The following is a 13926-nucleotide window of genomic DNA, read 5'->3' as shown; positions in this document are numbered from 1 at the left end:
GAAGCGCACGCATGCGCGCCAGCCTACCTACCTGCCGGTACATGAACGGTCCCAGGTCGGCCTTTTACGAGCAGGCCTACAGCTACCCTGCTGGGCCCCGTCGTCGACGGCTCCGATGGCCCCGATCCCTCCGTCGGGCCCGGAGCCCAAGCCGGCGAAGAGCAGGGCGCTGCTCGCCACCGTCGGCGGCGTCGTGGCGCTGGCCGTCATCGGTGGCGGCGTGGCGTACGTCCTCACGAGCGGGAAGAACGACGACGGCAAGAAGGCGTCGTCGTCGGCCGCGGCCTCGCAGGCGCCGTCCGCACCGGCGCAGCAGCAGGGCGGCCAGCCCGCTCCCGACACCAGCGTGGCGCCGCAGGGTGCGTCGGGCGGCAAGGCGCTGGTCGCCGGATGGCAGACGCAGGTGAACGGTGACCACCACTTCGCCTACGACGTCCCGCCCAAGGGTGACCAGTGGAAGGTCTTCCCGACGGACACGATGGTCTCGTACACCGAGGACAACAAGCCGGTCGTCACCATGCGGGGCACGGCCAACTTCCGTGAGGGCGGCTGCTCGTCCAGCCCCAACCCCGACGCGTTCGGCGAGGCCGGCAAGGGCCAGCTCGCCACGGTCGGCACGACCGGCGGCGGCAAGGACGGCACGCTGCAGGAGAACGCCCGCAACTGGGCGGGCAACTGGGGCGTCATGGCCTACGGCGGGCTGAAGAACAAGCCCAAGATCGAGGTCGGCGAGGCGGTGCCGTGGAAGCACAACGGCATCGAGGGCTACACGGCCACGGCCAAGGTGACGATCGCCAACCGGGCCAGTGAGTGCGTGCCGTCGACCGCGATCGTGAAGAGCATCGCGCAGAAGCTGCCGGACGGCACCTTCCACGGCTGGGTGATCTACGCCGACCAGGGTGTTCCCAACGCCCTGAGCGTCGAGCAGATCGACAAGATCATGGGAACCGTGCGGCCGACCAAGGGCTGACGGGCGGCGAAGGGCGAACAGGAAAAGGGCGGGACCGAGGTCCCGCCCTTTTCCTGTTCGTTCCTGCTCGTTCTCTTCGTTCCTGTGCAGGGAAAAGCCCTCTCGGCCCCGGCGGCGGACCGGTCGAGAGGGCTGAGCCGTGGGAGTCAGCAGCCGCTGACGTCGGCCACGAAGGAGGTCCAGGACTCCGGGGAGAAGGCGATGGCCGGGCTCTCCGGGTTCTTCGAGTCACGGACCGCGATGGCCTGCGGAAGGGGCGAGGCGACCTCCACGCAGTCGCCGTTGGCCAGCGAGTAGGAGGACTTCCGCCAGGTGGTCATTCCCTGCTGAATCGCCATGGTGTTACTCCGATACCTGTGAGCAATGCCTGTCAGTACGCCGGTTTCCCGAGGTGCGATCGACGTTACGCGCCAACATCATGTGGCGAATGGGCTGTTCACTCGACCGGATGGCTTATATCCCGAGCCTCTTCCCGCAGGCCACGCGGAGGTGTACCGTTCCGCCGCCACGCGGGCGGCCGGGGGGTCGGTCAGGCCGACCAGTCCTCGGCGACGCGCAGGATGAACCGCCGCGAGTCCTCCGCATTCAGTGCCTGCATCCGCAAATGCTCGTACATGACGCTGTAGGCCTGCACGTCGTTCGGCTTCTCCAGATAGAGGTCGCTGGTGATGCCTTCGAGATAGACGGTGCTGGCGTCCTGCGGGTCGTGGAATTCGAGGATGGAGAACTTCCCGTACATGCCCGGATGCGCGCCCACGTCATAGGGGAGCACCTGCACCGTGATGTGCGGCTGCAGGCTGAACTCCACGAGGTGTTCCATCTGTTCGCGCATGATGGCCTTGTTGCCGACGATGCGGCGCAGCGCGGACTCGTCGATGACGGCCCACAGACGCAAGGGGTTGTCGGGGTCGGTGATGCGTTCCTGCCGGCGCATCCGCACCTGCACGCGGCGTTCGACGTCCGCCGCGGTGGCCTCCGGCCAGGAGCCCTCGGTCACGGCGCTGGCGTAGTTGGGCGTCTGCAGCAGGCCGGGCACCAGCGAGGCCTCGTACACGCGCAACGAGGCCGCATCGGTCTCGAGACCGATGTAGACGCTGTAGGGAATGTCGCCGAAGGCATGCCACCAGCCTTGCTGGCGCGACTCCTTCGCCATCTGCATCAGCGAATCGACAATGCGGTGGTCGTCCACTCCGTACACGCTGCACAGGTCGCGGACGTCGCGCTGGCTGATGCTGCGCCGGCCGTTCTCCAGCCGGCTGATCTTCGACTGCGAGACCAGGAGCCGCTCCGCGACCTCCTCGGCCGTCATACCTTTGAGCTCACGGAGCTTGCGCAGCTCCTGCCCCAATCGGCGCCGCCTTACGGTGGGGTTGACACTGGACGCCACGGGACGCACCTCCGGCTCCGTCATGCTGATGTCTCCTGCCCCGCAGCCTGCCACCCCCGGCCTCGGCGGCGCTGGGAAAGTGCCGAACCGAAAGTCCGCTTACGCCCGCCCGCCGCCGCCTGCACGGACGGACGCGTACGCGGGGCGGCGGGCCGTACCGCCGTCCTGAGAGACGGGCCGGCCCGCCGCCCCGCGTCCTGATGCGGCTCCCGAACCGGGCCATGGGGACTGCGATGCGGTCGAGTTGGAGCGGAGGGTGGTGCTGATGGTGCCGTCTGTTGCCGGTTATTGCCGACTACTGCTGCTATCGGTGATCGGAAGAACTGCCGAACCGTTTCACGAGGCGCCCGCACGGGCCATGACGCCTTCGCGGACCGGCTGAGCGGCGGCTTCGGCGGGTGCCGCAGCCCTGGAACGCACTGCTGCCCTGCGGCCCGGGGCGCCGGCTCCGCCTGCCGTGGCGCCTGCCGTGGCGGCCGGCCGGCGGGGCTGGGCGCCGACGCCGTTCTGCACGTCCATCACGGCGTGGGCGACGAGCCCGCCCATCGGGTCGTGCCTGATCAGGTCTCTGAGCCGGGACCGCGAGGAACGGCCCTCGTTGCCCGGGTAGAGATGCTTGCCGAGGCCGACTGCGTGCGCGAGCGCCGCGAGCGCCGCCGTCCGCGGGTCCGGCGGCACGCCGGTGCGGATGGCGCTGTCCAGCCGGTTCCTGATCTCCCGGCTGATGGCCGTGTCCGTCGCCTGGTAGCGAGTGGTCGGCAGTACCCCGCACATCTGGCCCGCCACGGCATGCACCATGCCGCACCGCTCCAGGTGCGTGAGGTACGTCTGGCGCAGCCCCAGCCGGGGCCCGCCGATCCAGTGGACGGCGCGGACCGGACTGCCGCGGCGGCGCAGCAGTTCGAGCGCGGTGTCCAGGGTCGGATCACCTGTCGGCCGTGGGTGCACCACGGCGATACGATCCCCGTCAGGGGCTATCCGTCCGGCCAGAGCCAGCTCCACTAGCTGTGCTCCGGCGAGACCGAGATCGAGCGACTGCGGCTGCGCCGTGGTACCCGTGGCCGGGTCCAGGGCGAGCAGCAGAAGCTCCTCCGGAATTGTTCTGCGGCTCCTGCCCATCCATGCCTCCCCGCGTGGATGAGTGACAGGGTGACCCCTCTCACATTGGTCTGTCGAGAGCGCGTGGTGGCTTCGTGTGGGAACCGGTAGGTATGTCGTCTCGTCTAGCACGTGGGTGAACCCAGGCGGAGCCCTCTGAAGATACGGGTGCGCATGCGCGCGACGATCACAGAGGACACTGGTAGACGATGAGTGAATTCCGGGCCCCGGGGCGCGTTGGCGCCTCCGGTTCCGGATGTACGGCACGGGAATTCTGAGGAGGCATCGGTGGCGGGCGAGTCCCCCGACAAGTCGGAGCAGCGGAAGTCGTCGGGGGATCCGGACGTGGGGAGTCCTGCGGACGTTTCCGCTGCCGGTACGCCTGCCGCTTCGGCTGCCGGTTCCGGCGGGGCGAAGGCCGGGGGATCCGGCCGTCCCGATCCGCGAGTGGCCGTGCGTGACGGCGCGGCCGGTGGCGGCAAGACGGGTCAGGCCGACGAGGTCGACAAGGCCGACAAGGCCGACAAGCCCGCCGAGGCGGCTGCGGCATCCGGAACGGCGAAGTCCGGTTCGGGCGGCGGCGATAAGGCCGGTGCGGCCGGCAACGCCGAGGGCGGCAAGGCGCCTGCGAAGTCCGGTGCTGCGGGCGGCGGCAAGGCCGATCAGGCGACTGCTGTGTTCGGTGCCGTGAAGACGGCCGAGGACGAGGCCGGTGCCAAGGACGGCAAGGCCGGCCAGGATGCCCCCGCCAAGGCCGATCAGGCCACTGCCGTGTTCGGTGCCGTGAAGGTCTCCGAGGGCAAGGCCGACGCCAAGGACGGTCGGGCGCCTGCGAAGGCCGATGCGGCCGAGAAGACGCCCGCCGCGTCCGGAACCGCCAAGGCCGATCAGGCCACCGCCGTGTTCGGCGCCGTCAAGGCCCCCAAGGGGGACGCCGACTCCGACGCCAAGGCCGAGCCCAAGGCCGATGCCAAGGCCGCCTCCTGGGGCGCCGGTGCGTCCGGCAACGGCAAGCCCAAGGAGGACGCCCGGCTGAAGGCCGCCGTCGCGGCCTGGGTTGCCGAGGCCGAGGACAAGGGCGACACCGACGACGCCAAGGCGGCGGCCCCGGCCGACCAGCCCACCGAGCTGATCGAGGCCCCCAAGGCCCCCAAGGCGCCCAAGGACGGCAAGGACGCGAAGGCGAAGGCCTCCGCCGACCAGCCCACCCAGGCCATCAAGGCTCCCGCGAACCCGGACTCCGAGTCCGAGCGCACCAGCCAGTTCGTCCCGCTGAAGAAGGACGACGCCCCGGCGCCGAAGCCGCTCAAGGCCCCCAAGCCGGAGGCCAAGGCCGAGCCGAAGCCGAAGGCCGAGACCAAGCCCAAGGCTGCGCCCCCGGCGCCCCCGGCGCCCCCGGCTCCCCCGGCTCCCCCGAAGGCCGAGGAGCCGGCGGAGCCCAAGGCTCCGCTCGACCTGCTCGCTCAGCTGACCAACACCCCGCCCCCGCCGGAGACCCCGGTGCGCACGGCGGTGCGCCGGGTGAAGATCTGGACGCCCCTCGTGGTGCTCCTCGGGATAATTTTCGTGGTCGTGCAGGCGATGCGCCCGCTGCCCGCCCCGAAACTGGCGATCGCCGCCGACAAGTCGACCTTCGCCTTCGGAGGCGGCACGCCGCCGCTGTCCTGGCCCACTGAGGGCCAGGCGATCGTGGACGTCGACGGACTCGGCCGGGTCGGCTCGTACGGTGAGATGAAGCCGCTGCCCATCGGCAGCGTGGCCAAGGTGATGACGACGTACATCATCCTGCGCGACCACCCGCTCAAGAAGGGTGAGAACGGGCCGCTGATCGACGTCGACCAGAAGGCCGAGGACGACTTCACCAACGGCGTCAAGGAGAAGGAGTCGGTCGTCGAGGTCCACAAGGGCCAGAAGATCTCCGAGAAGGAGGCGCTCGAGGCCGTCATGCTGCCGTCCGCGAACAACGTCGCCCGGCTGCTCGCCCGGTGGGACGCGAACGGTGAGGAGGCGTTCATCAAGAAGATGAACGACACCGCCAAGGAACTCGGCATGACGAACACCACCTACACCGACGCGAGCGGCCTCCTGGAGAGCACCGTCAGCACGGCCGAGGACCAGGTGAAGCTGGGCAAGAAGGCGATGCAGGACCCGACCTTCCGGGAAATCTCCAAGATGACCCAGTACACCTCCACCACCGCCTCCGGGTCGGGCTCCGGCGTCGAGTACCAGAAGACGCAGGCCAACTTCAACAAGCTCGTCCCCGCGTTCGGCGTCGTCGGGATCAAGACCGGTTCCACGACCAAGGCCGGCGGCAACCTGCTCTTCGCCGCGGAGAAGAAGGTCGGCGACTCCACGCAGCTGATCATCGGTGCGGTCTTCGGGCAGCACAAGAGCCCGATCATCGACACCGCCACCGACTACAGCAAGCAGCTCATCCTGGCCGTGGGCAAGGAGCTGACCACCAGCCCCGTTGTGAAGAAGGGTGAGGTCGTCGGCCACGTCGACGACGGCCTGGGCGGTACGACCCCGGTCGTGGCGACCAAGGACCTGACGGCGGTCGGCTGGCCCGGTCTCAAGGTCGACCTGAAGCTCACCGCCGACGCCAAGACGCTCCCGCACACGGCGAAGGCCGGTACGCAGGTCGGCGAGCTGACCGCGGGTGGCGGCATGGGTGAGGTGAAGGTACCCGTGGCGCTGCAGAAGGACCTCGTGGAGCCGTCGTTCGGGTCCAAGGTGACCCGCCTCGGCTGATCCGGTTCCGGGCCGCCGGAGCGGCTCCTGGTCCGTACGAGTGGGTGCGGGCCGGGAGCCGTTCGGCGGTCCGGAACGCCGTGTCGGCGTCGTGCTAGCGTCGCGGGGGTTTGCGTCCGGGACAGCCGTGGCGGGCGAGCATGCATGAAGATGGGGGAGAAGACCTCAGGGGGAAGACGGGGAGAGCCGCAGTGACCACCGTGGGACCGGCGCGGGCCGGTACGCCGGGAGAGCCCGGACGTGACGTCAGGGACGAGGACCGAGTCCGGGACAGGCCGGCCCGGCGCCTGCCCTCCTGGGCGTTGCGGCCCGACCCGCAGCGCACGGGCTGGCGTGCGGCGCTGACGCGGACCGTGCCGGTCACCCTGATCACGGCGGCCGTGCTGCACGTGCTGTGGTTCTGGATCTTCGCCAACAGCGGCGGCGACCTGGCCGCCCAGGACGCCTGGGCGGAGTTCGCGCTCCAGCACCCCTCCTCGGCGTACAACCTCGCCTGGTACGGCGGCATGCACCCCGTCTCGTACAGCGTCATCTCGCCGTATCTGATGGCCGTGCTGGGTGTGCGCTCCACGATGATGGTCGCGGGCACGCTCTCCGCCGGGCTGATCGCGCTGATCCTGGTGCGAAGCCGTGCGGTGCGCCGGCCGCTGTGGCCCGCGCTCTACGGGGCGCTCGCGCTGACGTGCAACGCGATCTCGGGGCGGGTGACGTTCGGGCTCGGCATGATGTTCGGCCTGGCGGCCGTGGCCGTGATCTTCGCGTGGCCGGTGCGCTGGCGCTCGGACGGTTCGTACCGCTGGCCGCGGGCCGCGCTCGCGGGCGTGCTGGCGGGGCTGGCGACGGCGTCGAGCCCGGTCGCGGGCCTGTTCGTGGGCATCGTGGCGGCCGCGCTCTGGCTGGGCCGGCGCCGGCCCGCGGCGTACGCGCTGGGCGTCACCCCGGTGATCGTGGTGGCGCTGTCGTCCTGGCTCTTCCCGTTCTCCGGGCAGCAGCCGATGGCCTTCGCATCGGCGGTCCTGCCGCTGCTGGCCGGTCTGTTCGGGGTGTTCCTGGTGCCCGCGGAGTGGCGCACCGTGCGGATGGTGTCGGGGCTCTACGTCCTCGGCGTGCTGCTGGTCTGGCTGATCCCCTCGCAGATCGGCACGAACATCTCCCGGCTCGGCATGGTCTTCGGCGGTGTGGTGCTCGTCGCCGTGCTGACGGGGATGAAGATGCCGCCGCGGTCCGCGCTGCTGAAGCAGGGCCGTAAGTGGACGGTGATGGTGCTCGCCCTGCTGACCTGCACGGTCTGGCAGGCGGTCAACTCCATCAGCGACATCATCCACACCACCCCCGCCGCCTCGTGGGCGCGTGAGCTGGCCCCTCTGGTGGACCGGCTGCAGAAGGTGGACGCCGCGCGCGGCCGCGTCGAGGTCGTCCCCGCCCGCAGCCACCGCGAGGCCTCGGCCCTGACCCCGTACGTGAACCTGGCCCGCGGCTGGAACCGGCAGGCCGACCTCAAGCGGAACCCGCTCTTCTACGAGGAGGGCATGCTCACCCCCGCCAGCTACCAGGCCTGGCTCAGCCGCTGGGCGGTGGCGTACGTGGTGCTGCCGACCGGCGAGCCGGACAACGCGGCCGTGGAGGAGGCCAAGCTGGTCGCGCAGGGGCAGTCGTACCTGCGCGAGGTGTGGTCGGACGACAACTGGCGGCTGTACGAGGTGAAGAACCCGACCCCGCTGGCCGAGCCGCCCGCGGTCGTGGACCGCACGGACCCCGACGGGCTGACGATCTCGGTGAAGAAGCCGGGACCGGTGCTGATCCGGGTGCCGTACTCGCCGTGGCTGGGCCTGGTGGACGCGCAGGGCAAGGACGTCCGGCCGCCGAGGCCGGGGCCCGGGGGCGAGCCCCCGGTCAACGTCGAGGGCTGTCTGACGAAGCAGGTGACCCCGCCGAGGTCCGGCGAGCCGGAGGACGACTGGACCGTGTTGCGCGCTCCGCACGCGGGGACGTACCGCATTGCGGCGCGGTACAAGCTGCCGCGGGGTACGGGGTGCCCGGACGACATGGCGCGGTGAGTTCTCGGAGCTCCGCCCCGAACCCCGGACCGCGCTGCGCGCGGTGTCCTCAAACGCCGGACGGGCTGAAAAACAGCCCGTTGGGGGCACCCCCAGCGTTAGCTGGGGGAGTTTGAGGACGAGCGGCGGAGCCGCGATCTGCGGTCACCCCGGGTAACGGTCCCCTCACCCGTTCGGCCCGCGGCGGCCCCGCGCCGGAGTGCGGCCCCCGCGGATCCCCGGTTCGCTCGACCTTGGAGGGGCGCGGAACCCCCACCCCCGCGCGGCACATCCGCGTGCCGCATCCGCGCTCACGGAGGAAGAAGCATGCGTACTGCACGAGTGCTCGCCGGGACCGCAGGGACCGCCCTGGCCATAACCGCCCTTCCCGCCTTCGCGGGCGACTTCGGGAAGCTCGAGGTCACCCCGGGCACCGTCCAGCCCGGTGCCGAGGTCACCGTGAACACCACGGTCTGCGGTCCGAAGGGGCACGGTGCGGGCGACGCCAGCGCCGTCGGCGGCCCGGCGTCGTTCGACCTCAAGCCGGGCACCCACAAGGAGGTCGTGGTCGGGCAGTTCATGGTGCCGAAGAACGCCAAGCCCGGTACGTACGGCATCGGTGCCAAGTGCGCCAACGGCAAGGAGGCCACGGGCGACCTGGTCGTCAGCGCGGGCAGCGCCTCCGGCTCGCCCTCGGCCGCGGCCTCGCCCATGCCGAGCATGTCCGCGGCCAAGCCTCCGCAGGGCGGCATGAAGACCGGCGTCGGCGGTACGAGCGAGGAGTCGGGCACGGCCGACATCGTGGCCGGTGCGGCCCTGATGGCGATGGCGGCGGCGGGCGGCGTCTGGTTCCTGCGCCGCCGCGGCACCGGCAGCCGGTACTGAGCCGGCCGCGCGAAGCCGGCGCCCCGGCCGGCCCGGACCGCTCCGGTCCCCCGGACCCCGTACGCGTCCGGGGGCCGGAGCCACGGTCCCCGGACCGTGGTGGAGGACTCCGATGCGCAAGAACCGCCCCCGACGGCGCCCCCGTCGGCACGCCCGGCCGGCCGCCTGGTGCGCCGGTCCGCCCGGAATCCCGTACCGGGCCCTCCGTGACGCCCTGCGAGACCTGCGCGCCACGGCGACGGCCGCCGTGGTCCTCGGGGCCGCGCTCTGCACGGGCGGCGCGCTGATCGGCGAGGGCACCCGGGAGCACATACCGCCCCCGCAGCCCTCGGCCGCCGAGGCGTTCGCCGCGGGGGCCGCCCGGGTGATCCGCCCGGACCAGCTGATCCCGCCGCTGCCGCCCGCCCCGCCCACCCGGATCAGGATCCCCGACATCCGGGTCGACGCCCCCCTGACCACCCTCGGCCTGCTGCCGGACGAGACCCTCGCCAGCCCGCCGGAGGACGACAAGAACCTCGCCGGCTGGTACGCGGCCGGCACCGCCCCCGGCGCCACCGGAACCGCCGTCATCGGCGGCCACGTCGACACCGAGTCCGGCCCCGCCGTCTTCTACTCCCTCGGTGCCCTGAAGAAGGGGCAGACCGTCGAAGTCGCGCGCGCCGACGGCCGGACCGCCGTGTTCACGACGGATGCCATCGAGGTGTACGGGCGGACGGACTTCCCGTCCCGGAAGGTCTACGGGGCCACGGGCCGGGCCGAGTTGCGGCTGATCACGTGCGGCGGCGGCTTCTCGCAGGAGACGGAGGAGTACCTGGGCAACGTGGTGGTGTACGCCCATCTGACGGCGGTGCTCCAGCCGTTGCAGGGGCCGCAGGCGGCGTCAGCACCCTGACGCCGGCGGCCTGGCCTCGCGCGCCCACGCCGCCAGCCCGGCGATGAAGCCCGCCCGTTCGTCCGGCGTGAGGCTGTCGAGCGCCCGCAGCAGCGGGGCGGAGCGCCGGGCGATGAACGACTCGACGAGCGCCTGGTAGCGGCCGTCGATCCGCACCAGCATCCGCCGCCGGTTCCCCGGGTCCTCGCGCCGCTCCACCAGGCCCGCCTTGTTGAGCGCGCTCACCAGCTCGCTGACGGTCGACAGCGACAGCCCCATCCGGCGGGCGAGTTCGCCCACGGCGAGCGGCTGTTCCGCGATCAGCTGCGGCAGCACCGCGCCGTGCCGGGGCGTGAGGCCGTGCACGTCGAAGACCGAGCGCAGGCGGTCGGGCATCTCGGTGAGCGCGTTGCGCATGTAGGGGGAGATGAGCGGGACGAGGCCGATGGCCTCCATCTCCTCGGCGGTCGGGAGGCGGCGCTTTCCGGCGGCGGGGACGTGCGGCATACTGCGAGTCTAGATGCTTCGGATATCCAAACTGTTCGGAAAGTCAAACCGTCTGGACGAGGGGGACACCCATGCCTGCCGTCACTTATCGCGATGCACTCGGAGAGGCGCTGGAGCGCCTGGACGACCTCGGTTACGAGCGCGGAGCCGGCGCCGATCTCGCCAATCACGGGCCCATGGGGGCCGAGGCCCTCGCCGCCCTCGGGCACGGCGCCGAGGTCGCCGCGTGGGTCGAGGGCTACCGCACCGCCATGCCCCACCACGAGGTCCCCGGGGCGCGCTTCGCCCTCGACCCCGCCGACGAGTCGTCCTGGCGCCCCGCGCTCGGCGACTTCTCCCGCGCGGGCGACTGGGAGCGGCTCTTCGCCCGCGAACTCGCCGGGGCGCCCTGGCGCGAGGTGCTCGTCCGCTGGTGGCCCCGGCTGCTGCCGGGCATGCTCGCGGGCCTCACGCACGGGCTGATCCGCACGGCCCACGCGGTCCGCTCCCTGGCGGCGGCCGAGCAGCCGGCGCAGCGCCAACTCACCGAGCTGGCCCGGGGGATGGCCTACTGGGCCGCCCGCTTCGCCCACCTCCCCGGCGAGGTGCGGCTGTCCGGCACGTACGATCTCGCCGCCGCCGTCGCCTCCGTGCCCCGGACGCCCTACGAGGGCAAGCACGGCCGCGCCGCCGCGGGGGCGCGGCTGTCCGACCCCGCCCGGCTCTCCGGATACGCCGAGGCGCTCGACGCCCTGGGCCCCGCCGCCGCGGAACGCCCGGACTGGCTGCTGGCCGAGATGACCACCGAGTTCGCGGGCGTCTACCTGGGCCACCCCGAGGTCTTCCCCGTCCCGCTGATCCACGGCGTCACCGCTCCGGCCGCCGTGCGCCTCGTCCTGCCGCACCTGCCGGGGGGCCTGCACCGGCCGACGGTGGCCGCGCTCTGGCACGTGCACGCGACGCTGCTGCTGACCTTCACCGAGCACCGCGGCGGCGAGGCGGAGGCGGCGCGGGTGGCGGCGGAGACGGACGTGCCGCCGTTCGACGAGCTCGTCGCGCGGGCGGTGGAGCACGGCGACGAGCACGTCATCAAGTTCACCGAGGCGGCCCGGCGCGAGCACGCGCTGCGCCCGGACCCCCGCTATGCGGCGGCGGTCCTGGCGGCGCAGCAGCGCATCAAGCCGAGGCGGCGGCGCGGCGCCGCCTGAGGGCTCCGCTGGGAGTCCGGTACATCACCTGCGGGTGCGTCGTGGCTGGTCGCGCAGTTCCCCGCGCCCCTTCGGGGCGCGATCAGGACGGTGAGGCCGCCGCCCGCAGCTCGGCGAGCGCATCGAGAATCGGCTGGCCGTACTTCGCCAGCTTGCTCTCGCCGACGCCGCTCATGCCCGACAGCTCGTCGAGGCTTGTGGGCATGAGCGTCGCAATCTCGCGCAGCGTCGCGTCGTGGAAGACGACATAGGCGGGCACGCCTTGCTCCTTGGCCGTGGCCGCGCGCCAGGCGCGCAGCGCCTCGAAGACCGGTGCCGCCTCCGTGGGCAGATCGACCGGGGCGCGCTTCCCGGAGCCCGAACCGGAGCCGGACTTCGCGGACTTGGCGGCCCGCGCCGGCTTCTCCGGCTCGCGGCGCAGCAGCACCTGGCGCCGCGAGCCGAGCACGTCGCCGCTGTCCTCGGTGAGTACCAGCGTCCCGTACTCGCCCTCCACCGCGAGCAGCCGCTGGGCGAGCAACTGCCGTACCACGCCCCGCCATTCGGCCATGCTCAGCTCCGTGCCGATGCCGAAGACGGTGAGGGCGTCGTGGTCGTGCTGGATGACCTTGGCGGTCTTCTTGCCCAGCAGGATGTCGATGATCTGCCCCGCCCCGAACTTCTGCCGCCGCTCCCGGGCCAGCCGCAGGATCGTCGACAGGAACTTCTGCGCGGCGATCGTCCCGTCCCAGGTGACCGGCGGGGCGATGCAGGTGTCGCAGTTGCCGCAGGGGCCGCTCTGCTGCCCGAAGTAGGCCAGCAGCTGCACCCGGCGGCACTCGACCGTCTCGCACAGCGCCAGCATCGCCTCCAGGTGCGCGGCGAGCCGACGGCGGTGGGCTTCGTCGCCCTCCGACCCGTCGATCAGCTTGCGCTGCTGGACCACGTCCTGCAGGCCGTAGGCGAGCCAGGCGGTGGACGGCTGGCCGTCGCGCCCGGCGCGGCCCGTCTCCTGGTAGTAGCCCTCGACGGACTTCGGCAGGTCGAGGTGGGCGACGAAGCGCACGTCGGGCTTGTCGATGCCCATGCCGAAGGCGATGGTGGCGACCATGACGACGCCGTCCTCGCGCAGGAAGCGCGACTGGTGGGTGGCGCGCGTCGCCGCGTCGAGCCCCGCGTGGTACGGGAGGGCGTCGATGCCGCTCTGCACGAGGAACGCGGCGGTGTCCTCGACTCCCTTGCGGGACAGGCAGTAGACGACGCCCGCGTCCCCCGCGTGCTCGGTGCGCAGCAGCTCCAGGAGCTGACGCTTCGGCTCGTTCTTCGGGACGATGCGGTACTGGATGTTCGGCCGGTCGAAGCTGGCGACGAAGTGCCGGGCGTCGTCGAGCTTCAGGCGCGCCGCGATCTCCCGGCGCGTGGCCTCCGTGGCCGTCGCGGTGAGGGCGATGCGGGGCACGTCGGGCCAGCGCTCGTGGAGCGCGGAGAGCGCGAGGTAGTCGGGCCGGAAGTCGTGGCCCCACTGGGCCACGCAGTGCGCCTCGTCGATGGCGAAGAGGGAGATCTTGCCGCGGTCGAGCAGCCGCAGCGTGGCCTCGACGCGCAGCCGCTCCGGGGCGAGGTAGAGCAGATCCAGCTCGCCGGCGAGGAACTCGGCCTCGACCATGCGCCGTTCGTCCGGATCCTGCGTGGAGTTCAGGAAGCCGGCCCGCACGCCGAGTGCGCGGAGCGCGTCGACCTGGTCCTGCATGAGGGCGATCAGCGGGGAGACGACGATGCCGACGCCGGGGCGCACGAGGGCCGGGATCTGGTAGCACAGCGACTTGCCGCCGCCGGTGGGCATCAGGACGAGCGCATCCCCGCCGTCGACGACGTGCTCGATGATCTCCCGCTGCTCGCCGCGGAACGCGTCGTAGCCGAAGACGCGCCGGAGGCAGCGCAGGGCGTCGGTGGTCTCGGTGAGCTCGTCCATTCCGGAAGTGTATGGGGGAAGGGCTGACACGAATGGGGGATGTGGATAACCCTGGGGGCGCTTGCGCCCCGCAAGGGACGCGGGGAACTGCGCGACCAGCCACGATGCGCCCGCAGGCGACGCACCACCCGGGTCCGGGCGAAGCCCCGGAAAACAGCGTTGCACGTCGGCTGCGGGCCGTCAGTGGCTGGTCGCGCAGGACCACGGCGTCGACCTGCTTGAGGTCCTTGTCGCGGTGCCACAGCGGCACGGGCTCAAGGCCGGCGATCCGGACGGCGCGCTG

At 71.9% G+C, this 13926-nt stretch carries 11 protein-coding genes and 1 pseudogene; 6 read left to right on the top strand and 6 right to left on the bottom strand.

Annotated features, from left to right (window positions below; genetic code table 11):
• Positions 1–115 precede the first annotated feature (115 nt).
• Positions 116–970, top strand: coding sequence for a hypothetical protein (locus ACWD4B_RS32590; RefSeq protein ID WP_451424147.1), 855 nt, complete (start codon positions 116–118; stop codon positions 968–970).
• Between the two features lie 146 nt (positions 971–1116).
• Here the strand turns inward: ACWD4B_RS32590 and ACWD4B_RS32585 are convergent, their stop codons facing one another.
• The 3 genes from ACWD4B_RS32585 to ACWD4B_RS32575 all read right to left on the bottom strand — a co-directional run bounded on the left by ACWD4B_RS32585 (position 1117) and on the right by ACWD4B_RS32575 (position 3476).
• A complete protein-coding gene (locus ACWD4B_RS32585; RefSeq protein WP_451424146.1) occupies positions 1117–1308 on the bottom strand; it encodes a DUF397 domain-containing protein in 192 nt (63 codons plus the stop codon).
• Positions 1309–1499: 191 nt separating this feature from the next.
• Positions 1500–2357, bottom strand: coding sequence for a helix-turn-helix domain-containing protein (locus ACWD4B_RS32580; protein ID WP_171081871.1), 858 nt, complete (start codon positions 2355–2357; stop codon positions 1500–1502).
• Between the two features lie 336 nt (positions 2358–2693).
• The gene (locus ACWD4B_RS32575; RefSeq protein WP_451424145.1) at positions 2694–3476 is read right to left on the bottom strand and encodes a GOLPH3/VPS74 family protein; all 783 of its coding nucleotides are present in this window, start codon (positions 3474–3476) and stop codon (positions 2694–2696) included.
• Positions 3477–3902: 426 nt separating this feature from the next.
• On the opposite strand from ACWD4B_RS32575, the gene ACWD4B_RS32570 reads away from it, so the two are divergent.
• The 4 genes from ACWD4B_RS32570 to ACWD4B_RS32555 all read left to right on the top strand — a co-directional run bounded on the left by ACWD4B_RS32570 (position 3903) and on the right by ACWD4B_RS32555 (position 10019).
• Positions 3903–6206 (top strand): D-alanyl-D-alanine carboxypeptidase, encoded by a 2304-nt coding sequence (locus ACWD4B_RS32570; protein ID WP_451424144.1) that lies wholly within the window; start codon positions 3903–3905, stop codon positions 6204–6206.
• Between the two features lie 191 nt (positions 6207–6397).
• On the top strand, positions 6398–8263 hold the full coding sequence (locus ACWD4B_RS32565) for an MFS transporter (RefSeq protein ID WP_451424143.1): 1866 nt from the start codon (positions 6398–6400) through the stop codon (positions 8261–8263).
• A 306-nt stretch (positions 8264–8569) separates the two neighbouring features.
• On the top strand, positions 8570–9127 hold the full coding sequence (locus tag ACWD4B_RS32560) for a hypothetical protein (protein WP_336412942.1): 558 nt from the start codon (positions 8570–8572) through the stop codon (positions 9125–9127).
• A gap of 112 nt (positions 9128–9239) precedes the next feature.
• Positions 9240–10019 (top strand): class F sortase, encoded by a 780-nt coding sequence (locus ACWD4B_RS32555; protein ID WP_451424142.1) that lies wholly within the window; start codon positions 9240–9242, stop codon positions 10017–10019.
• On the opposite strand, the gene ACWD4B_RS32550 is transcribed toward ACWD4B_RS32555, so the two are convergent.
• Positions 10008–10505 carry a MarR family winged helix-turn-helix transcriptional regulator gene (locus ACWD4B_RS32550; protein WP_451424141.1) on the bottom strand — a complete coding sequence of 166 codons (498 nt, stop codon included), beginning with the start codon at positions 10503–10505 and terminating at the stop codon, positions 10008–10010. The two genes, ACWD4B_RS32555 and ACWD4B_RS32550, sit on opposite strands and share 12 nt — an antisense overlap.
• A 71-nt stretch (positions 10506–10576) precedes the next feature.
• Between ACWD4B_RS32550 and ACWD4B_RS32545 the strand changes: the two genes are divergently transcribed.
• Positions 10577–11692, top strand: a complete 1116-nt coding sequence (locus tag ACWD4B_RS32545) for a questin oxidase family protein (RefSeq protein ID WP_451424140.1) — start codon at positions 10577–10579, stop codon at positions 11690–11692.
• A gap of 82 nt (positions 11693–11774) precedes the next feature.
• Here ACWD4B_RS32545 and recQ read toward each other — a convergent pair whose 3' ends face one another.
• Together recQ and ACWD4B_RS32535 are read right to left on the bottom strand one after the other, a co-directional pair.
• Positions 11775–13643 carry a DNA helicase RecQ gene (recQ, locus tag ACWD4B_RS32540; RefSeq protein WP_451424139.1) on the bottom strand — a complete coding sequence of 623 codons (1869 nt, stop codon included), beginning with the start codon at positions 13641–13643 and terminating at the stop codon, positions 11775–11777.
• 196 nt (positions 13644–13839) lie between these two features.
• Positions 13840–13926: pseudogene (locus tag ACWD4B_RS32535) on the bottom strand (phosphoribosylformylglycinamidine synthase subunit PurQ); the annotation flags it as partial.

It is taken from the genome of Streptomyces sp. NPDC002536, assembly GCF_053594995.1.
Note: the sequence above shows the minus strand (reverse complement) of the source record. Positions and strands in the feature narration are given on the sequence as shown.

Coding starts and splice junctions, on each gene's coding strand:
- ACWD4B_RS32550 (WP_451424141.1), bottom strand. CDS start 10,505: ATGCCGCACGTCCCCGCCGCCGGAAAGCGCCGCCTCCCGACCGCCGAG.
- ACWD4B_RS32545 (WP_451424140.1), top strand. CDS start 10,577: ATGCCTGCCGTCACTTATCGCGATGCACTCGGAGAGGCGCTGGAGCGC.
- ACWD4B_RS32560 (WP_336412942.1), top strand. CDS start 8,570: ATGCGTACTGCACGAGTGCTCGCCGGGACCGCAGGGACCGCCCTGGCC.
- ACWD4B_RS32585 (WP_451424146.1), bottom strand. CDS start 1,308: ATGGCGATTCAGCAGGGAATGACCACCTGGCGGAAGTCCTCCTACTCG.
- ACWD4B_RS32590 (WP_451424147.1), top strand. CDS start 116: ATGGCCCCGATCCCTCCGTCGGGCCCGGAGCCCAAGCCGGCGAAGAGC.
- ACWD4B_RS32555 (WP_451424142.1), top strand. CDS start 9,240: ATGCGCAAGAACCGCCCCCGACGGCGCCCCCGTCGGCACGCCCGGCCG.
- ACWD4B_RS32575 (WP_451424145.1), bottom strand. CDS start 3,476: ATGGGCAGGAGCCGCAGAACAATTCCGGAGGAGCTTCTGCTGCTCGCC.
- recQ (WP_451424139.1), bottom strand. CDS start 13,643: ATGGACGAGCTCACCGAGACCACCGACGCCCTGCGCTGCCTCCGGCGC.